A 22,696-nucleotide genomic window follows, 5' to 3' on the forward strand; every position below is an offset into this window, starting at 1 on the left:
CTATGCCGCTCTATGCCTATCGGGGCCGAGACGCCCGCGGTGAACCGGTCAAGGGACAGCTGGATGCCGCCTCCGAGAGTGCGGCGGCCGATCTGTTGCTCGCCAGAGCCGTGATCCCGTTGGAACTCAATGAGGTCAAAGCGGGCCGGGATCTCAGCCTCAAGGGCCTACTCAAACGCAGAGTCAGCCTGGAAGAGCTGCAGATCTTCACCCGACAGATGTATTCCCTGACTCGCTCCGGCATTCCTATTCTGCGCGCCATTGCCGGGCTAGCGGAGACCACCCACTCCAAGCGGATGAAAGAAGCGCTGCAGGACGTCTCTGAGCAACTGACCGCCGGGCGGCCGCTGTCATCGGCGATGAACCATCACCCGGATGTGTTCGATTCGCTGTTTGTGGCCATGGTGCATGTGGGTGAGAACACCGGCAAGCTGGAAGATGCCTTCCTACAGCTGTCCGGTTATATCGAGAGAGAGCAGGAAACCCGTCGGCGGATCAAATCCGCCATGCGTTATCCCATGTTTGTTCTATTGGCAGTCGCACTGGCATTGGTGATCCTCAATATCATGGTGATCCCCAAGTTCGCCGAAATGTTTTCCCGCTTCGGTGCCGAATTACCCTGGGCGACCCGGTTGCTTATCGGTACTTCCAACTTGTTTGTCAATTATTGGCCCTTGATGTTGCTGGGGTTGGTCGCAACTGTGCTTGGACTGCGTTATTGGCACAAGACAGAGCAAGGGGAAAAGCAGTGGGATCGCTGGAAACTGCATATTCCGGCGGTGGGTTCCATCATAGAACGCTCGACCCTGGCCCGTTATTGCCGCAGCTTTGCCATGATGCTGAGTGCCGGGGTGCCCATGACTCAGGCGCTCAGCTTGGTGGCCGATGCCGTGGATAACAGCTATATGCACGACAGAATCGTCAATATGCGCCGCGGAGTCGAAGCGGGGGAATCCATGCTGAGGGTTTCCAACCAGAGTCAACTGTTTACGCCATTGGTATTGCAGATGGTTGCCGTCGGCGAAGAAACCGGCCGCATAGATCAACTGCTCAACGATGCCGCCGATTTTTATGAGGGTGAGGTAGATTATGATCTCAAGAACCTCACCGCCAGGCTGGAGCCGATCCTGATCGGCATAGTGGCTATCGTGGTGCTGATCCTGGCTCTGGGCATCTATCTGCCGATGTGGGACATGCTGAATGTGGTCAAGGGTGGGCGTTGATGCCAAACCAACACCAGGCAGAGGAAGATCTGCTGCGAACCTTCGCCAAACTGGCCGCGTTGGTGATATTGTTGATCGTTCTGGCGGTGCTGGGCGTCCGTTATTTTTCCGCTGTGGATCAGGTATCGGCCAGAGGCTTACAGCTTGAACACCATAGGTTGCTGAATGTGTTGGCCATGGTGAGGTCCCAGTGGTTGAGTCTGGGGCGCCCGGAGCAGATGTTGCTCGATTGGCAAACCCAGGGGCAGTCACCACCATTAAGCCAATTGACCATGAATCAGGCCGGTTGGCCACAGGCGCCCAGTCGTGATGACAGTGGCTGCGCGGCGCTTTGGCAGCAGCTTCTGGGGGGCGTACCGGATAAGGCCGTGATTCAGGCACAATTTATTCAACAGGATCAAAGTTGTCGCTATTTTAGTTCCTCAGGCGAAAGCTTGAACTATCAGTTGGAAAGCGGACGGGTCATTTTTTTGACGGTTAATACAGATTATTGACCGAGGCGGTATTTTCTCTCGATGGAACTGCTAAAATCCATGATAAATGGGTGGAGGAAACCTGGATGAAAAGACAGATACAAGGCTTCTCGTTAATCGAGTTGGTGATAGTGATAGTGATCTTGGGGCTATTGGCCGCGACCGCTATTCCGCGTTTTTTAAATGTGACCGATGATGCCGAGGATGCCAGTCTCGAAGGCGTGACAGGTGGCCTGGCCACCGCGGTGAGTTTTGTTCGTTCTCAATGGGAGGTCGATGGTCGCCGCAATACTTCGGTTATCCTCGATGGTACGACTGTGTCTCTGGATACCCGTTTTGGTTATCCCACAGGAGTCAGTAATACTTCGGCTACCGCTATGGATGATGCCAGTTGCCAGCAAGTATTCAACACAGTACTGCAGAGTGCCCCTAAGAATGTGCTCTATACCGCAGATGCCAGGGATCAGCGTTATACCGTCAGAGTCTTGGAAGGCGCAGGTGCCAGCGCCACAGCCATTGATGGTACTGTGGTGACCGGATTGGATCTCTGTGTCTACCATCAAGTGGCGTCTCTGGCCTTGAACCAAAATTCAGGTGTGGCAACTCCCGCGCCGGATTTGACAACGCCTGGCGCCAAAGGGATTACCTATAACCCGGGAACTGGCCAGGTCTTGAGTTTCAACAACTGATTGAATTGTATTTTTTGAACCAAAGGAAAGCGCTATGCAAAGGCAACAAGGTTTCACCCTGATCGAGCTGGTTGTGGTGATCATTATTCTCGGTATCTTGGCGGTGGTAGCAGCGCCTAAGTTTATCAATCTGCAATCCGATGCCAGGGAGTCCACTCTCCAGGGAATGAAGGCGGCACTTCAGGGAGCCAACGCCATGGTGTACTCCAAGGCAGCCATTCAAGGCAAAGAGGGGACTGCGACAGCTTCAATCATCATTGATGATAAAGGTAATGCGGATGCCAGTGATGACATCAGCGCTAACGTTGCGTTTGGCTATATTCAACAGAATCAAGCAGATTTGACTGCAATTCTGGATATTGACGCTGCAGAGTGGGCCATTATTGGAGCGCCTTCAGTTACAACGACACTGAAAGGTGCGGCAATTATTCATCCAGCAGACCTGACACCTTCTGATACTGCTAAATGTTGGGTGGAATATCTCCAATCATCAGCAAAAGGTGCTTTGCCCAGCTACCATGTTGAAAAATCAGGCTGTTAATCCAGAGGAATAAAAATGAATAAACAACAAGGTTTTACGCTAATTGAATTAGTGGTGGTTATTATTATTTTGGGGATCTTGGCTGTCACTGCTGCGCCTAAATTTTTGAATCTACAGTCTGATGCCAGAGCTTCAACGATTAAAGGTTTGGAGGCTGCTATCAAAGGGGCTGATACTTTGGTTAACTCCAAATCCTTGATTGCTGGCAATGAAAAAGTTGCTTCGGGCACTTCGCCTGCTCCGAGTATAACTGTGGATGCAGGTAACTCTGTATTGTTGAACTATGGGCATGCACTTCCTCAATGGACGGGCTCTTTAGCCAATGCATTGGACATCAATGCTTCTGATAAAGGTACATCAAGCGAATGGCTTTATGTTGAAGATTCTAAAGCCAAAACGATTTACTTTTATCCCCAGAGAAGTAACAGCCCCAAGGCCGCGAATGAGCCTGGGACTTGCTATGTTGAATACATCAACAATCTTACCTCATATGGTCCAATTACTGTGAATGCAGTTACTACAGGCTGCTGATAGCCCGTAGCTGAAAAGGCCTGCCAAGCAGGCCTTTTTTACATCAGGATTCAAACTATTGGGCTTATTTGCCATACTTGAGCGGGTATAGCATTGGCGGGAAATCATATGGCTGCGACCAAGGGCACAAGCACCCAGGGGTTTACTCTGGTGGAGTTGGTAGTGACTATCATGTTGCTGGCCATACTTGCCGTCGTGGTGTTGCCCAAATTGGTATCTTCCAGCAGTTACAGTGCTTGGACGCTGCGACAGGAGTTGATTGCCGAGTTGCAAAAGACCCAGATGTTAGCACTCAATAATCCCGACCGCTGTTATCGGCTCACTATCAGCAACAGCGCCTATCAACTCAGCCATTTGACCCAGGATTGCACGAGCGTCATCCGCAGTAATCGCGCCGAAAGCTTGCCGCGCAATACTCAAATACGGCTTCAGAGTAACGGCGCTAACAATTTTCAGATCCAGTTCGATGCTTTAGGCCGCACCAACCTTGCTTGCAATGGCGCCTGTCTCTCCGTGGTCGCCGATGACACCCTGACTATCGCCATAGAGTCCGAGGGCTATATCCATGAAGGCTAAAGCGCGGGGATTCACCCTGATAGAACTAGTGATCGGCATGTTGGTGCTCGGCATTGCCCTAGTGCTGTTGACCAGTGTGTTGTTTCCTCAAAGCGATCATGCGGCGCAGACTCTGCACCGAGTGCGCAGCGCCGAGTTGGCTCAGGCTGTGATCAATGAAATCTGGGGCAAGCGTTATGATGAGCGCAGCGGCGCCAACGGTGGTCTGCCCGCCTGTGACGGTGTGGGTGGCTTCCCCTGTACCCAGGAAACCCATTATGGACCGGATGGCGAGAGCCGGGAGCAGTTTGATGATATCGATGATTATCAAGGTCTTAACGAACAAAGTCTGATGCTTAACTCCAGCCAGAGTTACCAGAGCATTTATCCCGGTTATGGTCTCAGCGTTCGGGTATCCAGTTATCAAGCCAACAGTAAATTGGTGACAGTTACCGTCACCACTCCTGCAGGCGAGGCAATCCGTTACGATGTGCTGAGGAGTAATTTCTGATGCGCAGCAGGCAGGGTAAGAGATTCATACAGATCAAAGGACAAGGTTTCGCCAAGGGCTTTACCTTGGTGGAATTGGTCACTGTGATACTCATTCTGGGCATTCTGGTGGTCGGTGTCAGCAGCTTTATTATCTTTGGTACCCGTATCTTTGTGGATTCTACCGCCGTCGACCGAGTGTTGGGCAGCAGCCGTTTCGTGATGGAACGTTTGAACCGTGAGCTGCGTAATGCAGTGCCTTCCAGCCTTAGGCTGCAGTCGAGCTCTCAGCTGCAGTGTTTGGAGTTTGTGCCTATCAGTGCCAGCGGCAGCTATCTGTCATTGCCTTTGGCACCGGATATCCAAGCAGACAATGCCACAGTATTTGCCCCGGCGACGGCGATTTCGGCCGGTGAACAATTGCTGGTTTATCCGCTGACCCATGCAGATATTTATGCCGCAGCCAGCAACAAGCGCCACACCATAGATGAGGTCACGGCCAATGGCTCACTGCTGAGGTTGCGGTTTGCCGCCGCGGTTAACTTCGCCGAAGCCTCACCGGCGAAGCGTTTCTATGTGGCCAAGCAACCCGTCAGCTACTGTTTTTCTCAGGCAGATGGCAGCATTCGCCGTTACAGCCACTATGGATATCGAACCAATCAGCCCTTGCCGGATAGTATGGGGCAAGGAGTTCTAATGGCCGAAGGCTTGAGTAACAATCTGGCCATCGACCCGGCGGTGCGGTTGCTGCCGGCGACTCTGGTCAACAATGCCATAGTGCAGTTGCAGCCGCAGTTTTCTGTGGTTGGTGAAAAATTTCAGTATCAACATCAGGTGCAGGTGATCAATGTTCCCTAGTCGAAATTATCACTATCATATGCAAAGACATCAGCGCGGCAGTGCCCTGGTGATAGCCATCTTTGTGATCCTGGTGATGTCATTGTTGGCCGCGACCTTATTGAGAGTGGGCGGCGATGCCGATGAGGGGGTTAATCTGGAGGTCTGGGGATTGAGGGCATTCAATGCGGCCAATAGTGGCGCCGATGCGGCCTTGGCCCGCCTGTTCCCATTGAGCGGCGGTACGGCAGGCTGCGCCGCAGTAGGCTCAAGCTGGGCGGTACCGGATGTGAGTGGATTTCACGGCTGCAATGTACAGCTCAGTTGCGAGACTTTGAGCCAGGATGCAAGCCCAGATAGCGCTAAACTTTACCGTATTCGCAGTCTGGCCGTGTGCGAGAGCGGCAGTTGCGGCGCGGCAGCGGTAGCAGACAGCCAATGTCTGAGGGTAAGTCGGGTTGTGGAGGTAGAAGCCCGTGAATAGTCGCATACTGCTGTTACTCGGGATCTTGCTTGGCGCTTGGCCTATGGCGGCCTTTGCCGTGCCTCTTTGCAGTGATATTTTTACCGATCCGCCTAGTGGTAACCATCTAAATGACGGTTTTGTTCCGCCACCCAATCTGCCTCCAACGCGGGGGGTGCTGCATTGTCCTTATAACGGCACGTTTTGTAGTCAACCCCTGGCGGCCGGCGATATTAATTTTAGTCATGGCAGTTTTTTTCATGGCCGTTTTTTGTATCCAACCACGACCACGACCAGGTTCTATTTCGATAGTTTGACTCTGAATAATGCCACCCTGAACCCAGGAGGAAAGGCTGAGAACCTGATCATCTATGTGCGCGGTTCGTTGGATATTACCGGGCAAAATACGGTGAATGCCATCATCTATGTGGCGGGCTCGGTCAAAGTGGCCGGTGGGGCTTCCATCAGCGGTGCCCTGGCTTCCGGCGGGGCCTTGGACATCAAGGGCAACTCGGATGTAAATATCGACCTCGGTGCCGTCGAAGAGGCCGATTTCGGTGGCATGTGTAGTAATGAGCCAACGCCAGTTTTAGGTTGTTTCAGTGATGACTTCCGGGCGGCTTCGCTGTCGATGGATGACTGGGCCACTAAGGTGCTGGGGTATTCGGTGACGCCGCACATAGTCGATGGCCGTTTGCGTCTGACTCAGGCGCGGGGCAATCAGGCCACTTCCAGCACTTATCAGCGCTTGTTTCCGGCCGAAGGCAACCTGGTCACGGTAGAGTTCGATTATTACTCTTGGTCGCCCCAGAGTGGCACCGGCGGTGATGGGGTGGCGGTGATCCTCTCGGATGCCGCCGTGACGCCGCAGCCGGGCAGTTTCGGTGGCGCCTTGGGGTATGCCCAGCGTAATGATGGTACCCCGGGGTTTGCCGGTGGCTGGCTGGGGGTTGCTCTGGATGAGTACGGTAATTTTTCCAACCCGATCGAAGGGCGTGTGGGTGGGCCGGGTTTTCGGCGTCAATCTGTGTCCATTAGAGGTGCAGAGGCGGGCGCTTATCGTTATCTGAATGGCACCGGGGCTTACATCACCCCCAGGATAGATGTTCGAGGCACTCAGTATCCCGCCCCAGGGCACAGGTATAAGCTTACTCTCGACTCTCGTCGGGTGGGTACCACTATGGTGTCTGTCGAGCGAGATATAGGAAACGGCTACCAAAAGTTGGTGGACTCATTCAACGTGCGCCGATTCTGGGGGCAAAGCCGGGTTCCGGAAGATTTTTACCTGTCATTTACCGGCTCTACCGGTGATGCCTACAACAACCATGAGATCGACAATTTCAAGGTTTGTGCCCTGGAGTCAAAACCCGTGGGCGAGCAGGTGCATCATTTTGAGTTCGATTACAGCGCCTCACCTTTTACTTGCCGTGCCGAACCCATCACCTTGAGAGCCTGTAAAAATGCCAGTTGTTCGCAACTCTTTACCGGTACAGTCACGGCGAATTTGAGCCCGAATCCTGTCGGCAACGGGCGTTGGTTACCGGCAAGTTCGGTCACCTTCAACGGTGGCAGTACCCAAATTCAATTGCAGAAGTTTGATCTATGGCCGCTGACTCTGGGGGTTTCCTCCTCGACTCCGGCCACCCGCCCCGGTAGTGATACCCTTTGCCGCAGTAGCAATGGTCCCTTGAGTACGGCGGCCTGTCGCCTGAGTTTTGCTTCCAGTGGTTTCATCTTTGAGGTGGCAGATAAGCTGGCCAACAAGCCAGAGACGAGCGTGCTTGTGAAGGCGATGAAGTCTGATGGCACGGCTCAATGTGTGCCGGCCTTTGCCAATACCTACAAGACCCTGGCTTTCTGGAGTGAACCCCTATCGGCGGTTGTCGGTTCCCCCAAGGTGGCGTTGAAGCAGACGGGAGCCTGGCGTTGGCAGGAGATCGGCAATAATCAAACCATAGCCATGCCGTTGACCTTGGCCTTTGACAGCCAGGGGCAGAGCCGAATCGATGTTAACTATCCCGATGCTGGCCGGGTTGAGCTCAATGCCCTTTATCGTGGCAGTAGCAGAGGGGGGGATGCCGGATTGGTGATGCATGGCGCCGATGATTTTGTCAGCTTCCCGTTGGGGTTCTGTGTCGAGGCCGAGCAATACTGTCAGGCGGCTGATGCTTCCTGTGCGCCTTTTCGGCGAGCGCAGGAAAATTTCCCACTCAGCATCAGCGCCAAGGCTTGGTCTGAGTATGGTAATACCAATCTCTGCAATAACCCCACCACACCATCCTATCAGCAGGCGGGTCTCTCCTTATGGCATAAGCTGATTGCCCCGGCATCGGGTCAAGCGGGTGAACTGCAACTGCAGCAGTATGATCATCTGCGCCAGCAAACGCCTGAGAATAATCGGCTCGCTCAAGCGGTCAGTGAGGTTGGGGTGTTTGAGTTTGGGGTCACGGCGCCCTTGCCCTACGAGGGCAGCATGGCCTTCCCGAGTCTGGTGGGCAGCAGATACTGGCAGGGGCCGAGTGGCAAAACTGCAACGCCGGTCGGGCGCTTTGTGCCGGCCTTTTTCCGTGTCGATGACGCTAATTTGCTGCCGGCCTGTTATGGTTTCAGCTATATGGATCAGCCCTTTGATGTCCGTTATAGCGTCAGTGCTCTGTCGCTGGATAGGCAGTTAACCCGAAATTATTTCGGTGACTTTGCCAAGGCTTACAGCCGTTATCAGGCGGCAAATCAACTCGACGGAGTGGCCCTAGATAGTCGGGTTTTCGGTGGAGAGATATTCGCAGATAGCTGGAACCAAGGTCAGGCAGCGTTTCGCGGGCAACTCAAGTTTGCCCGCAAGGGGCCGTTGCAGGCTGATGGACCTTTCCCACTCTTGGATATAGGCCTGGAAGTGCGGGATCCGGACAAGATTGCCAAGTTGCTGGACAGCGATATGCAAAGTAACTTCATTGGTGATTGTGCCGTGGGGGGCAACTGCAGTGCCGTGCGTCTTGGTAGCCAGCAGATGCGCCATGGTCGCCTGGCGCTGGAAAATACCTTTGGCCCGGAAAATCAGACCTTGAATATGGCGGCGCGGACAGAGTATTGGGATGGCAGCGGCTGGCGCCTGAATGACCTGGATAACTGCAGTGTGTTCAATACGTCGCTTGAGTCTCAGCTGGATTTGCCGGCACTGGGTTACCAGTTTGAACCCGGACTCAGCGCCGGTCAGTATGTGAGCCGATTTAGTTATAGCGGTAATTATGTTCGCGCCGAGAGGGGCGAGTTTGAACTTCTGTGGCGGGCACTCGGCAGCTCGGCTTATCGCGGTAAGGTGACGGCTCCTCTCAAGGTGCCCGAATGGTTGCAATGGTACTGGAATTGGAATGGACTCAATGATGGCGCTCTTAGCGACCCCAGAGCCAGCGTCTTCTTTGGCCGCTATCGCGGCAATGACAGGATCATAAGCTGGCGTGAAGTTAACTGAAACCGATTGACAAGAGTGTGAAGCGAATCACTAAAGTGTCAACATGTAGATAATTTAACTTTGTGTTCAACTCACATTGAGCATAATCGACAGCCTCTGCTGTTTTAGGCTGGTTAAATTATGTTGGAAGCGCTTGCGGGTTTGGGGTGGGTCTGGTCTTTAGGACTGATCTTTGCGGTACTTTTTGTCTTGGCATATGAGTTTATCAATGGCTTCCATGACACCGCCAATGCGGTAGCCACTGTGATTTATACCAATGCCATGCCGGCCAGAGGCGCCGTGCTGGCCTCGGCGCTGTTCAATTTCGCCGGGGTGTTGCTGGGAGGGCTCGGCGTAGCTTACGCCATAGTGCATCTGCTGCCAGTCGGGCTCTTGCTGGACATGGACTCATCACAAGGGTTGTTGCTGGTGTTTTCCTTGCTGTTCTCGGCCATCGTCTGGAACTTGGGCACCTGGTTCTTCGGTATTCCCGCCTCCAGTTCCCACACTCTGATTGGTTCCATCATGGGGGTTGGTGGCGCCTATGCCTGGCTTAACGGTCAATCGCCGCTGGATGGAGTCAATACCGGCAAGGCGATAGATATCATGCTCTCCTTGCTCTTGTCTCCAACTCTGGGTTTTATTCTGGCGGCGATTTTGCTGTTGGCAATGAAGCGTATCTGGCGTAAGCCCAAGCTACATCGTACTCCGGCGGAGCAAATGGCGGTCAATGGCAAGAAGCACCCGCCGTTTTGGGCCCGGATTACCTTGATAGCCTCGGCCATGGGGGTCAGTTTTGCCCATGGCTCCAACGATGGTCAGAAGGGTATAGGTCTGGTGATGTTGGTGCTTATCTGCATGGCGCCGGGTTATTTTGCCCTGGACTTGAACAGTCAAAGCTTCGATATGGATAAGGCTCAAGATGCCAACCGGCGCATCATGGCTCTGTATGAGCGCAACCCGCAACTGGTGGCTAACCTGGGTGAGCACGCTGCCGACAGTCGCTGTCAGGACTCGGCCATCGCTTCGATGCAAAGCCTGGATAGGCTCCTTGAACAAGGGAATACGGTTAAAGAGCTGACTCAGGAACAGCGTCGGCAAGCACGGCAGTTGATCCTTTGTATCGATGACAGCACCCGCAAGTTGGCCAAACAGCCATTGCCCGCTGCCGAAGTCAGTCAGTTAAAACACTGGCGTGGTCAGCTCAATGCCATTACCGAATATGCACCACTATGGGTCATAGTGGCCGTTGCTCTGGCACTGGGTTGCGGTACCATGGTGGGCTGGCGCCGGATTGTGCACACGGTTGGCGAGAAAATTGGTAACGGTGGCATGACCTACAGTCAGGGGATTGCCGCGCAGTTGACCGCCGCCGGTTCTATCGGTATCGCCAGTATGACAGGCATGCCGGTATCCACCACCCATATCCTGTCTTCGGCCGTGGCCGGCACCATGGTGGCCAATGGCTCTGGAGTACAGAAAAATACCATCAAACAGATCCTGCTGACCTGGGTACTGACACTGCCTATGACCATAGTTTTGTCGGCCGGGCTCTTTATGCTGGTGCAAACCCTTTTTGCTTGATAAATGCACAAATCATGTCAAGGGATTGGCATGATCCAAGCTTTTGGCAACTTTATTTCAGCGCATTCCGATCTCTTTTACCGAGATATGCTAAAAACCCTCACGGATTAGCGAATGTTAACTCCGTGAGTCTTGTGGAATGCCGGAGGCATTGATAAAGTTAGCTGATTTTCATTTCTTCTGACTCCACAGAATACAGGCTAGTTACATGTTCAAGAAGCTGCGTGGCATTTTTTCTAACGATCTGTCGATCGATTTGGGTACAGCTAACACTCTCATTTATGTTCGTGAAGAAGGCATTGTATTGAATGAGCCTTCCGTGGTCGCCATCCGTGGCGAACGAAGCAGCTCTGGGCAGAAATCCGTGGCCGCCGTCGGTACTGAGGCGAAGCAGATGCTGGGACGTACCCCCGGTAATATTCAGGCCATCCGCCCAATGAAAGATGGGGTTATCGCCGACTTCTACGTGACCGAGAAGATGCTGCAGCACTTTATCAAGCAAGTGCACAACAACAGCTTTTTCCGTCCAAGCCCTCGGGTACTCGTGTGTGTGCCTGTGGGTGCCACTCAGGTTGAACGCCGCGCGATCAAGGAGTCAGCGATGGGCGCCGGCGCCCGTGAGGTTTACCTGATTGAAGAGCCAATGGCAGCCGCCATAGGGGCCGGCCTGCCGGTTTCCGAAGCCACAGGCTCCATGGTGGTGGATATCGGTGGTGGTACCACTGAAGTGGCCATTATCTCGCTCAACGGGGTGGTTTACTCCTCTTCCGTGCGTATTGGTGGTGACAAGTTTGACGATGCCATCATCAACTATGTGCGCCGCAACTACGGCAGCCTGATTGGTGAAGCCACTGCCGAACGCATCAAGCACACAATCGGCACGGCTTATCCAGGTGATGAAGTACTGGAGATTGAAGTGCGCGGCCGTAATCTGGCCGAAGGGGTACCGAGAAGCTTTACCCTGAACAGCAATGAGATCCTCGAAGCGCTGCAAGAGCCGCTGTCGGGCATTGTCAGTGCCGTGATGGTCGCACTGGAGCAGTCGCCTCCAGAGTTGGCGTCCGACATCTCTGAGCGCGGTATGGTGCTCACAGGTGGTGGTGCCTTGCTGCGGGATCTGGACCGTCTGCTGATGCAGGAAACCGGGATCCCTGTAATGGTTGCCGAAGATCCGCTTACCTGTGTGGCCCGCGGCGGCGGTAAAGCACTGGAGATGATCGATATGCACGGCGGTGACCTGTTCTCAGAAGAAAACTAATACTTTCCAGCACAGGCGGTATCTTACCGCCTTAGCTTTTCTATGAAGCCTATTTTTGTTCGCGGTATTTCAAATCAGTTCAGGTTGACATTGGCAGTGGTCATGTCGGTGATCCTGCTGGTTGCCAATGATCGTCTCGAACCTGCGAGACAGTCGCTGGCATCCTTACTGAGCCCTCTACAGTACCTAGCCAATGTGCCCGGTGAGCTGCTGGATTGGTCTGCCCAGAGTCTGGCGACCCGTGACATGCTGGAGCAGCAAAACAAAGAACTCTTGCGCCAGCAACTGCTGATGAGTGAAAGACTGCAGCGTTTCGAACACCTGCGCCAGGAAAACCAACGCCTGCGTGAACTGCTGGGCTCGCCGGTGCATATGGACTCGCGTAAGATGGTGGCCGAGGTGATGGAAGTGGCCAGTGACCCCTTCCATCATTATGTGGTGATCAACCACGGCAGCCGCAACGGCGTGTTTGTTGGTCAGCCGGTGGTGGATGCCCAGGGGGTTGTCGGCCAAGTGGTGCAGGTCAGCGAACTCACCGCCAGGGTGTTGCTGCTCTCCGACCCCAAACACGGCTTGCCGGTGCGTATTACCCGCAACGATGTGCGCCTGATAGCCAACGGCATAGGCGAGCTCGATGAGATAGAACTCAGACACGTGGCCAAGAGTACCGACATCAAGGTCGGCGATCTGCTGGTGACTTCTGGGCTTGGCAACCGCTTCCCGGAAGGTTATCCGGTGGCGCGGGTGATTTCGGTTTCCCGGGACGATGGCCAGAGTTACCTCAAGGTCACGGCGCAGCCGCTGGCGGCGCTGGACCGAATCCGTTATCTGCTGCTTATCTGGCCTGAAGACCATCCCGGCGCCAAGCCTGAGTCACAAGAGTCGGCTGCAACCGCCGCCGACAGTGGAGCCGAATCATGAGTCTGGAAAATGCTAATGGCCGTTTGGCGGTATGGCTGACCCTGCTGCTGGGTATGCTGCTGCAGATCATGCCGGTACCGGAAATGTTCAGCGCCTGGCGCCCCGATTGGTTGGTGCTGGTGATGATCTATTGGGCCGTGGCACTGCCCCACAGATACAATATTCTCACCGCCTGGGTGTTGGGGGTGCTGCTGGATATTCTACTGGGGGCAACCCTGGGGATCCGCGCACTGGCCATTTCCCTGGTGATCTATGTGGTGGTACTGCACTTTCAGAAGCTGCGTAACTTCCCCATGTGGCAGCAGTCTTTGGTGATCGCCAGCCTGATCTGCTTCTATCATCTGATTATTTTCTGGGCCCAGTTTGTGGTATCAGGGGCGCATTTTACCATGGAGCTATTCCTGCCTTCCCTGTCCAGCCTGGTCATTTGGCCCTGGGTCTTCTGGATACTGCGCCGCATCAGGCGCCACTACAAGGTACGTTAATATGCCGCTGATTTTGGCCTCAGCCTCCCCCAGACGCCGCGAGCTTTTGGCGCAGCTGGCACTGGGAAATCCGAACTTTGGTTTTGAGATCCTGCCCGCCGATATCGACGAGAGTCATCAAGCCGGGGAAACCCCGGAGCAGTTTGTCAGCCGCTTGGCCGAAGAGAAGGCGGCAGCGGGTTTAGCCCTGTGGCGCGGGAACCCTGAACATCAGCAAGGGTCTGATACTCTAGTGCTGGGCTCAGATACTATAGTGGTATTGGGCGACAGAATTTTGGGTAAACCCGTGGACAAGGCCGATGCCTGCGCCATGCTCAAGAGCCTGAGTGGTCGCAGTCATCAGGTGATGACCGCCGTGGCCTTGACCGATGGCAAGCGCACAGAGGCGGCTCTGGTGGTCACCCAGGTGTACTTCTGCGACTTGAGTGATGCCGATATTCAGGCCTATGTTGCCTCGGGCGAGCCCATGGACAAAGCGGGAGCCTATGGCATTCAAGGGCTGGGTGGCAGCTTTGTCGCCAAGATTGAAGGCAGTTATTCGGCGGTAGTGGGCCTGCCCATGGCTGAAACCCGGTCGCTGTTGCACAAGGCCGGTTGTTTGTAAGCTCGCTTACACAAACTGACGAATTTTTAGCAGCTTTAACGCCCGCCAGCCGATAAAATCAATGAATTAACATCCAACAAGGGTAAATCGTGAATACCAGTCGCACAGTCAATAGCAAGGCTCCGCGGAAGATGGGGTCAGAACTGCTGATCAATGTGACGCCCACGGAAGCGCGAGTCGCATTGGTAGAACACGGTGTCCTGCAGGAAGTGCATATCGAGCGGCGTATGAAGCGCGGCTTGGTGGGCAATATCTACAAGGGCAAGATCAGTCGGGTTTTGCCCGGGATGCAGGCGGCATTCGTCGATATCGGCCTGGAAAAGGCGGCCTTTCTGCATGCCTCGGACATAGTGCCGCACACAGAGTGTGTTGCCGATGTGGAAAAGGGCAACTTCGTGGTGCGTGATATTGCCGAGCTGGTACGTCAGGGCCAGGACATCATGGTGCAGGTGGTCAAAGACCCCCTTGGCACCAAAGGCGCGCGGCTGACCACAGACATTACCCTGCCTTCCCGTTACCTGGTGTTTATGCCGGGCTCAAGCCATGTGGGCGTTTCCCAGCGAATAGACTCCGAAGAGGAGCGGGCGCGGCTGAAGAAGATTACCTTGCCTTTTGTCGACGATGACGGCGGCTTTATTATTCGCACCGCGGCCGAAGGCATAGGTGAGGATGAACTGGCGCAGGATGCCGCCTTCCTGCGGCGGGTGTGGGCCAAGGTCAGCGAGCGGCGCAAAAGGCCCAAGGCCACGCTGTTGTATCAGGACTTGGCCTTGCCGGTGCGAATTGTCAGGGACTTTGTCGGTGCCGAGCTCGATCGCATTCAGGTGGACTCTGGCCACACCTTCGAGGAGCTGCTGCATTTCGCCCAGGAGTTCATGCCGGACATTGCCGATAAGATAGAACACTACAGTGGCCCGGCGCCGATTTTCGATCTCTACGATGTGGAGAATGAGATTCAGCGGGCGCTGGAGCGTAAGGTGGAACTCAAATCCGGCGGCTATTTGATCATCGACCAGACAGAAGCCATGACCACTGTGGACATTAACACAGGAGCCTTTGTCGGCCACCGTAACCTCGAAGAAACCATATTCAACACCAATCTGGAAGCGACCCAGGCGATTGCCCGTCAGCTGCGGCTGCGTAATCTCGGCGGCATTATCATTATCGACTTTATCGATATGCTGCAGGATGAGCACAAACAAAGGGTGCTCAACAGCCTGGCCACGGCACTGGCCAATGACAGGGTCAAAACCAATATCTCAGGTTTCTCCGGCCTCGGCCTGGTGGAAATGACCCGCAAGCGTACCCGCGAGAGCCTGGAGCATGTGCTTTGTGGCGAGTGTCCTGCCTGCCGTGGTACCGGCTCGATGAAGACAGTGGATACCGTCTCCTTTGAGATCTTCCGCGAGATCATCCGTCTCAACCGCACCTATGATGCCGATGAATTCCTGATTTACTGTGCCCCTGCGGTGCACGCCTGCCTGTCCGATGACGAGAACCACCTGGTGGCCGAGCTCGAAGTCTATATCGGCAAGCGTATTCGCATTCACTGCGAGCCCATGTATGTGCAGAGTAAATATGATGTGGTGATGGTCTAGTGCGGCTGTCTTTTTGCCCTCGAACCTTCGGCCGCTATTGCTGGCGCATCTTGGCCGTGACCTTGGTGCTGTTCGCCTTGATGGTGAGTCTCATCCGCGGACTGTTGCCGCAACTGGATGAAGCCAAGCAACAACTGGCCGACTATGTCGAGCGCGAATATGGCGTCGAGGTCAAGATAGGCAGTCTGTCGGCCCGTTGGCAGGCCTTCGGCCCGGCGCTGACGGTTGAGGACTTGGTGTTGCCGCCGCAGGAGCGTTTGCCGGTGACACTCATGATCGACAAGGTCGATGTCAAATTGGATTTCTGGCAGAGTCTGATTACCGCCAGCCCGCAAGTGGAAGACGTGATCTTCGACGGGGTGCAACTGGCGCTGGATCTGGATCATCTGGGGCAAAAATCGACCGCGACTCTTGATACTGAAAGTAAACCTGCCCCAGCCACCAATATTGACTGGCTCTATGCCTTGCTGCTGGAGCAGTTGGACCGTTTCTCTATTCGCGATGCCAGTGTGCAGCTGCTGTCCAGCAACCATGATTATCGCCCCATTCATCTGCGGGACCTCAGTTGGCGCAATAAGGGATCGCTGCATCAGGGCCGCGGCGCCCTCTATCTGGATGAGCTGGCAACGGCGACCGAACAACTCACTCTCAGGCTGGATCTCAAGGGCGATGGCTACAAGCCAGATAGTATCAAGGGCCAGGCCTATCTGCAGGCGCAGTCGCTGGATCTCGGCAAGTGGGCCTCACGCCAACCCAATCCTTATAACCCACAGACCAAGTTGCCGCTGGAAGGAGTGGTTAACCTGGAGGCCTGGGTCGGATTTGCCAATCGCAGTCTGGAATCCGGGGTGATCAAGCTGTTGCCCAGTTGGCTGCGCTGGTCGCTCAGAGACGAGCCTCAAAAGTTTGCCATAGACGGCGGTGTGATAGCCTGGCAGCCCATAGCCGATGGCTGGCGCCTGGACAGCAGCGAGCTCAAGCTGGCAACCAATGACAAGCCTTGGCCCAAGCTGGAGTTTCACGCCATGGAGACCGCCGGGGTGCTTTACGGCAAACTCAATGAATTACAACTCGATGGTCTGATGCCGCTGTTGCCGCTGATTCCCGGCATGCCCTTGGACGGCTTGCATACTTGGCAGCAGCTCAGGCCTCAGGGCAAGCTCGGGCCTTTGGCCCTCTATCGCCCCAAGGACGGTGAACTGCAAGCCAAAGTGACGCTGGAGCGGGTTAGCTGGCAAGCTGCCGAGTCCATTCCCGGCAGCACACCAATCGATCTTTCTCTGGGGTGGCGGAACAACTTCCTCAGCGCAGCACTGCCTACCCAGGACTATAAACTGGACTTTGGCGACGGTTTCAAGGCGCCGCTCAGTTTTCGCGCCGATGCCTTTGAGCTGGGCTTCTCGCTCGATAGTCAGGCGCTGATGCTGCCGGCACTGCATCTGGGCAATGACGACATCAGCCTGGACGCCTCTATGCGTTTGCTGCTGGCCGATAAGCCGCACCTGGCGCTGTCTTCCCGGGTCAAACTGCTCAACGCCGCCAATGCCGGGCGTTATTTCCCGCGCCATGCCATGGGTGAGTCACTGGCCGATTATCTGGAAGGCGCCATCAAGGCCGGTCGCAGCGATGATGCCGCCGTGGTCTGGCACGGTGAGTTGGCCGGATTTCCTTATCAGGATCATTCCGGGGTGTTTCAGGCAGGGTTCAATCTGACCCACGCCGAATATGCCTTCCAGCCGGATTGGCCGGCGGTGACCGACTTGAGTCTCAAGGCGCTATTTGAAAATGCCCGGATGGATCTCTGGGTCAACAAGGGCAAGCTTTTGAATGTGGCGGCCGATGGCGCCCATGTCTATATCCCCAAGATGGATCACCAGAGTCTGCTGCGGGTCGAGGCGCAACTGGCGACTCAAGGGCAGGATGCCACCGAGGTGTTGCAGCGCTCGCCGCTTAAAGACAGTGTCGGTATCACCCTGGATGTGGTGCAGGTTCAGGGGCCTGTCAGCGGCAAGCTGGATCTCAGTATTCCGCTCTATGACGGTGAAGAGGCGCAGATCCTCGGTGATGTCCAGTTTGCCGGGGTGCCGATTTATATTCGTGAGCCCGGGGTGCTGCTGGATAAGGTCAGCGGCAAGGTGAGTTTTCATAACGAGGTGGTCAAGGGCGAAGGCTTGAGTGCCAGCCTGTTCGGCCAGCCGTTGCAGTTTGGTTTTGATACCGGCAAGGTCAATCAGAATATGGGGCTCAATGCCAGGCTCAAGGGCCAGTGGAACCTCGCCAACTTGCCGTCCGAGCTGGACAATCCTTTAAGCGATTTTTATCAGGGCACGTTGGATTGGCAGGGGAATCTGAAGCTGATCTTTGATGAGATAGGCTATCGAATTCAAGCTAATGTTAATGCCGATCTCAAGCAGACCGAGTTGCTGCTGCCGCCGCCTTATCAAAAGGCGCCCGGGCAGGCGCTGACGCTCAAGGCCGAGTTGCTCGGTGACAACAAGACCAGCTCCTTGGGCGTGCGTCTGGGGGATAAGGCCGAATTCTGGGGTGGCTTTGATGCCGACTCAGGTAAGGGTCTGAAACACTATGACCTGCTGCTGGGGCGCCTCTATCGCAGCGGTGATCAGTTGCAAAAACAGGATGGTCACTTACGGCTGGCCCTAGATGAGGTGGATTTTGCCCAGTGGCAGCCGTTGATCAATGCCTTTGTCGGCGGTGGCAACCATGACGAAAAGGCTGCTGCCGAGAGCCAAAACCCAGTTCAAGCCGCGACTCAAGCTAAGACCCAGGCTGAGACTCAAACCGAGAGCACGGCCGGTACCACAAGCATTGCAGCAGATAAAGTTTTTTTCCCGCCGCTCAAGGGGATAGAGGCCAGAGTGAAGCAGCTTGAGCTATTGGGGCAGCGCTTTACCGAGTTGCAACTCAGTGCCCGCCCCGGAGAGCATGCCTGGCAGATAGAGGGACTGTCACCGGAGTTTTCCGGTCGGGTAGAGATCTACCCGGATTGGTACAGCCAAGGATTGAAGCTGGTGGCCTCGCGCCTGTATCTGAATCCAATAGCGGCTGAGCCTGAGTCCAAAGCGCAATCCGAGCCCGAGCCTGAAACCAATCTGCCTCAGGGCAGTGACCTGCCACCGCTGGCGGTGGAGGTGGATGATTTCCGCTATCAGGATATGGCGCTGGGGCGTTTGTTGTTGCAGGCTAACCCGTCGGCGACGGGCTATCAGATCCAGACTCTGGCGCTCAGCAGCGATGATGCCAATTTGCAGGGCAAGGGGGAATGGCTGAGCCATGACGGTAACAATCGGACCCAGGTCGAACTCAATCTCAAGGGAGATAAATTTGATCTGTTGGCTACTCGCTTGGGACTGGATCCCGGCGTGAAAGACTCGCCGCTGGAGGTCAAGGCCGAGCTCAATTGGCAGGGGGCGCCATCGGAATTCAATCTGGAGAGTCTCAGCGGTAAAGTGAGGTTCGATCTCGGCAAGGGGCATATCGAACAGCTCAGTGACAAGGGGGCGCGGATCTTCTCTCTCTTTAGTCTGGACTCGCTTTTACGCAAGTTGTCACTGGACTTTACCGATGTGTTTGGCAAGGGCCTGTATTACAACTCTTTTGGCGGCGATCTGACCTTGGAGAACGGGGTGCTCAAGACCACCAATACCGAGATGGACGCCATTGCCGGTAACATGAAGGTGCGCGGCTATACCGATCTGGTTACCGAGAGCCTCAACTATGATATTCGCTTTGTGCCGCAACTGGCCTCCAGCGTGCCGACTGTTGTGCTGCTCAGTACCAGCGCCTGGACCATGGGCCTAGGGGCTTTTGCCCTGACCAAGGTGCTGGAACCCGTGATTGAGATTATTTCAGAGATACGTTTCCGCTTGACCGGCACCATGTCAGACCCCAAGCTGGAAGAGTTGGAGCGAAAGAGTAAAGAGATAGAGATCCCTGAGTCTGTACTGCCACGGCAACCCAAGTCGGCGCCTGGGAAAGGACAGACTCAAGTGCAGGACGATGAGCCTGCGGCCACGGATGCAGGCCAAGGCGATCAAGCCAAGGGCAACAAAGCCAAAGTGCTTAACAGCGACCAAGAGAGGGCTGTTGAAGAGGGTGGCGGCGCTGAGGCTGAAAAACCTTTGCCTCAAGCCGATAAAGTCACGCCGCTGCCGCTCAAATCGCCGAGTGAACCCAAGACAGAAGTGCCAGTGAAACAGGAAGTCGAACATGCAAGTCAGTCTGCTACAGTGTCAGAGTTGCCGCGAGCCGGAACAGAACCTGCAATTTATCGTCTCGCAGCTTGAGACTCTTCCCCGCCAAGATAATGAACCCCAACTTGTGGTGCTGCCCGAGTGCAGCCTGCTGTTCGGCGGCCATGAGAGCATGCAGTTGGCCTGGGCCGGTGAGCCTGGGCAAAGCCCGCTCAAACGGCAACTGGCCGAACTTGCCACCCAATTTCAGGTATTCCTGCTGGCCGGCTCTATTCCGGTAGCCAGTGGCGATGGCCGGGTTTACAGCCGCTGTTATCTGTTTAATGATCAGGGGCAGGTACTCGGCGACTACGACAAACTGCATCTGTTTGACGCGGAAGTGACCGACGGTACAGGCCAATACCGCGAGAGCGATACCTTTTGCCCGGGTGAGCGGATAAGCGTGGTAGATACCCCTTTTGGCCGCATCGGCCTGGCTATCTGTTATGATCTGCGTTTCCCGGATCTGTTTCGGGCGCTGCGTTTGCAAGGCGCCGAGATCATCGCCTTGCCCTCGGCCTTTACCAAGGTGACAGGCGAGGCGCACTGGGAAGTGTTGCTCAGAGCCAGGGCGATAGAAACCCAGTGTTTTATACTGGCGGCGGCGCAATGGGGCCAGCATAATCAAGGAAGCCGTGAGACCTGGGGCCAGAGCATGATAATCGACCCCTGGGGACGCATTCTGGCGCAGAAGGCCGAAGGCACAGGCTGGGTGCAGGCGCGTTTGAACAAGGCCGAGTTAGCGCGGGTGCGCAGCGCCATGCCCGTAGAGACACACAATAGATTTTTGCCGCCGCAACTGGGCGACGGCAAGCGGAAATAACCAACAAGGCCACAGGGCCGGATTGAGAGAGACCCAATGCCATTTTTAACCCAAGTGGGACAGAGTTTACTGCAAGAGGGACTGCACCTCGACGATCTGCAAACTTACCTGGAGCGAATCCACCAACACCAGGTGGATTTTTCCGATCTCTATTTTCAGGGCAGCCGTCATGAAACCTGGGTGCTGGAAGATGGCATAGTCAAGGAAGGCAGTTTTCACATTGAGCGTGGTGTCGGTGTCCGAGCCATCAGTGGTGAAAAGACAGGTTTCGCCTACGCCGATGAGATAACCCCCAAAGCCTTGGCTGCCGCCGCAGATGCCGCCAGAGGCATAGCCCAGACTGGGGGCAGCTATCAAACTCAGGCCTGGAAGCGCCGCGGCGCCAAGGCGCTGTATCTGAGTGAAGATCCGATAGCGGCACTGGAAGAGGGCCGTAAAATTGCCCTGCTCAAGGAAGCGGATGCCTATATCCGCAGCCTGGATAGCCGCATCATTCAAGTGGTGGTCAGCCTGGCCGGAGTGCATGAAGAGATACTGGTAGCTGCCAGCGATGGTACTCTGGCGGCAGATATCCGGCCGCTGGTCCGCTTCAACTGCTCGGTGATCCTCGAAGAAAACGGCCGCCGTGAACGGGGCGGCGCCGGTGGCGGTGGTCGTCACCACTATCAAACCCTGATGGCTGCCGCTGATGACGGCCTGCCCATGTGTTTTGCCTTTGCCCGCGAGGCCGTGCGTCAGGCGCAGGTTAACCTACAGGCGATAGACGCCCCCGCCGGTGAAATGCCTGTGGTTCTGGGCGCAGGTTGGCCTGGAGTCTTGTTGCATGAAGCGGTTGGCCACGGCCTGGAAGGTGACTTCAACCGTAAGGGCAGCAGCGCCTTCAGCGGTAAGATTGGCCAGCAGGTGGCCTCCAAGTTGGTCACTGTGGTGGACGATGGCACGCTGGAAAACCGCCGTGGCTCGCTGACCATAGATGATGAAGGTACCCCGGCGCACAAGACAGTGTTGATTGAGAACGGCATTCTCAAGGGCTATATGCAGGACAAACTCAATGCCCGCTTGATGGGGCAAAAGCCCACCGGGAATGGCCGCCGCGAATCATACGCTCACTTGCCTATGCCGCGGATGACCAACACCTATATGCTGGCCGGTGAGTCGGCGCCCGCCGATATTATCAAGTCGGTGAAAAAAGGCCTCTACGCCCCCAACTTCGGTGGCGGTCAGGTGGATATCACCTCGGGTAAGTTTGTGTTCTCGGCCTCTGAAGCCTACCTGATTGAAAACGGCGAGATCACCAGTCCGGTGAAGGGCGCGACCCTGATAGGCAACGGCCCGGAAGCCATGGGGCAGATCTCCATGGTGGGCACAGATCTTGAACTCGACAAAGGCGTCGGCGTTTGCGGTAAAGACGGCCAGAGTGTCCCGGTCGGGGTTGGGCAGCCAACGCTTAAACTGGACCGCCTGACGGTCGGTGGCACAGCCTGAGAAATGCTGTCGAATCCCTGATTCGGCAGCTGAATTTAGCACTGGTTCCTGCATTGCTCTTGGGCGAAGTTGATAGCCGCTGTGACAGCAGAAAGTCTTGGAGCAAATGCATCCCTTCGATTGTGATCTTTGCAGAAACAGGCTTAAGCCTGCCGCAGGCAGGCCTGGCAAGGACAATTCTGCATGAACCTCCGAAAGTGAGCGTCTCAGAGAGTCTCATTTTCAAAAATCCGTCGTTATTTATCAGAGACTGACACCTTGCAGCGGGCTTTCTTGCAGCTCAGAAAGTGTTTAGGATGCCCTGTATATTGTGACTGAATTGAATAAAAAGGGAATTATCTGGGGATTCCTTAGAACAGGGCGTTGATATGATTCCCATTGTCAAATAGATAAAAGTGTCCTTACCGGAGACCCAAAAATCTCCGGTAAGGACACTCTG

At 55.2% G+C, this 22,696-nt stretch carries 19 protein-coding genes; all 19 read left to right on the top strand.

Features of this window, described 5'->3' with window-relative positions; all coding sequences use genetic code 11:
• Window positions 1–2: 2 nt before the first annotated feature.
• Window positions 3–1,223 (top strand): type II secretion system F family protein, encoded by a 1,221-nt coding sequence (locus CBE72_RS00700; RefSeq protein ID WP_100141874.1) that lies wholly within the window; start codon window positions 3–5, stop codon window positions 1,221–1,223.
• Window positions 1,223–1,717, top strand: coding sequence for an MSHA biogenesis protein MshF (locus tag CBE72_RS00705; RefSeq protein WP_100141875.1), 495 nt, complete (start codon window positions 1,223–1,225; stop codon window positions 1,715–1,717). Before CBE72_RS00700 ends, CBE72_RS00705 begins: the two co-directional genes overlap by 1 nt.
• 65 nt (window positions 1,718–1,782) lie before the next feature.
• Entirely contained in the window at window positions 1,783–2,385 is a 603-nt protein-coding gene (locus tag CBE72_RS00710) for a prepilin-type N-terminal cleavage/methylation domain-containing protein (protein ID WP_100141876.1), read from the top strand.
• Window positions 2,386–2,419: 34 nt separating this feature from the next.
• Window positions 2,420–2,926: a prepilin-type N-terminal cleavage/methylation domain-containing protein gene (locus CBE72_RS00715; protein WP_100141877.1), complete on the top strand. Its 507-nt coding sequence runs from the start codon at window positions 2,420–2,422 to the stop codon at window positions 2,924–2,926.
• A 15-nt stretch (window positions 2,927–2,941) separates the two neighbouring features.
• The gene (locus tag CBE72_RS00720) at window positions 2,942–3,457 is read left to right on the top strand and encodes a type II secretion system protein (RefSeq protein WP_100141878.1); all 516 of its coding nucleotides are present in this window, start codon (window positions 2,942–2,944) and stop codon (window positions 3,455–3,457) included.
• 108 nt (window positions 3,458–3,565) lie between these two features.
• The gene (locus CBE72_RS00725) at window positions 3,566–4,033 is read left to right on the top strand and encodes a pilus assembly FimT family protein (RefSeq protein ID WP_100141879.1); all 468 of its coding nucleotides are present in this window, start codon (window positions 3,566–3,568) and stop codon (window positions 4,031–4,033) included.
• A complete protein-coding gene (locus tag CBE72_RS00730) occupies window positions 4,023–4,523 on the top strand; it encodes a type II secretion system protein (protein ID WP_100141880.1) in 501 nt (166 codons plus the stop codon). The genes CBE72_RS00725 and CBE72_RS00730 overlap by 11 nt, the downstream gene beginning before the upstream one ends.
• A complete protein-coding gene (locus tag CBE72_RS00735) occupies window positions 4,523–5,359 on the top strand; it encodes a PilW family protein (RefSeq protein ID WP_100141881.1) in 837 nt (278 codons plus the stop codon). Before CBE72_RS00730 ends, CBE72_RS00735 begins: the two co-directional genes overlap by 1 nt.
• Window positions 5,349–5,822, top strand: a complete 474-nt coding sequence (locus CBE72_RS00740) for an MSHA biogenesis protein MshP (RefSeq protein WP_229672031.1) — start codon at window positions 5,349–5,351, stop codon at window positions 5,820–5,822. Before CBE72_RS00735 ends, CBE72_RS00740 begins: the two co-directional genes overlap by 11 nt.
• On the top strand, window positions 5,815–9,270 hold the full coding sequence (locus tag CBE72_RS00745) for a DUF6701 domain-containing protein (RefSeq protein WP_100141883.1): 3,456 nt from the start codon (window positions 5,815–5,817) through the stop codon (window positions 9,268–9,270). Before CBE72_RS00740 ends, CBE72_RS00745 begins: the two co-directional genes overlap by 8 nt.
• A 120-nt stretch (window positions 9,271–9,390) precedes the next feature.
• Window positions 9,391–10,833: an inorganic phosphate transporter gene (locus CBE72_RS00750; protein ID WP_100141884.1), complete on the top strand. Its 1,443-nt coding sequence runs from the start codon at window positions 9,391–9,393 to the stop codon at window positions 10,831–10,833.
• 208 nt (window positions 10,834–11,041) lie between these two features.
• Window positions 11,042–12,091, top strand: a complete 1,050-nt coding sequence (locus CBE72_RS00755; RefSeq protein ID WP_025011854.1) for a rod shape-determining protein — start codon at window positions 11,042–11,044, stop codon at window positions 12,089–12,091.
• A gap of 42 nt (window positions 12,092–12,133) precedes the next feature.
• Window positions 12,134–13,012 (top strand): rod shape-determining protein MreC, encoded by an 879-nt coding sequence (gene mreC / locus CBE72_RS00760; protein WP_100141885.1) that lies wholly within the window; start codon window positions 12,134–12,136, stop codon window positions 13,010–13,012.
• Window positions 13,009–13,497: a rod shape-determining protein MreD gene (mreD, locus tag CBE72_RS00765; protein ID WP_025011856.1), complete on the top strand. Its 489-nt coding sequence runs from the start codon at window positions 13,009–13,011 to the stop codon at window positions 13,495–13,497. The genes mreC and mreD overlap by 4 nt, the downstream gene beginning before the upstream one ends.
• Window position 13,498: 1 nt before the next feature.
• Window positions 13,499–14,101 carry a Maf family protein gene (locus tag CBE72_RS00770; RefSeq protein ID WP_044735292.1) on the top strand — a complete coding sequence of 201 codons (603 nt, stop codon included), beginning with the start codon at window positions 13,499–13,501 and terminating at the stop codon, window positions 14,099–14,101.
• Window positions 14,102–14,232: 131 nt separating this feature from the next.
• Window positions 14,233–15,699, top strand: a complete 1,467-nt coding sequence (gene rng / locus CBE72_RS00775) for a ribonuclease G (protein WP_167387627.1) — start codon at window positions 14,233–14,235, stop codon at window positions 15,697–15,699.
• Window positions 15,699–20,003 carry a YhdP family protein gene (locus tag CBE72_RS00780; protein WP_100141887.1) on the top strand — a complete coding sequence of 1,435 codons (4,305 nt, stop codon included), beginning with the start codon at window positions 15,699–15,701 and terminating at the stop codon, window positions 20,001–20,003. Before rng ends, CBE72_RS00780 begins: the two co-directional genes overlap by 1 nt.
• Window positions 19,927–20,772, top strand: a complete 846-nt coding sequence (locus CBE72_RS00785) for a carbon-nitrogen hydrolase family protein (RefSeq protein ID WP_100141888.1) — start codon at window positions 19,927–19,929, stop codon at window positions 20,770–20,772. Before CBE72_RS00780 ends, CBE72_RS00785 begins: the two co-directional genes overlap by 77 nt.
• 36 nt (window positions 20,773–20,808) lie before the next feature.
• A complete protein-coding gene (gene tldD, locus CBE72_RS00790) occupies window positions 20,809–22,257 on the top strand; it encodes a metalloprotease TldD (RefSeq protein ID WP_028781336.1) in 1,449 nt (482 codons plus the stop codon).
• Window positions 22,258–22,696: the final 439 nt, after the last annotated feature.

The organism is Shewanella carassii (assembly GCF_002777975.1).
Lineage (GTDB): Bacteria > Pseudomonadota > Gammaproteobacteria > Enterobacterales > Shewanellaceae > Shewanella > Shewanella carassii.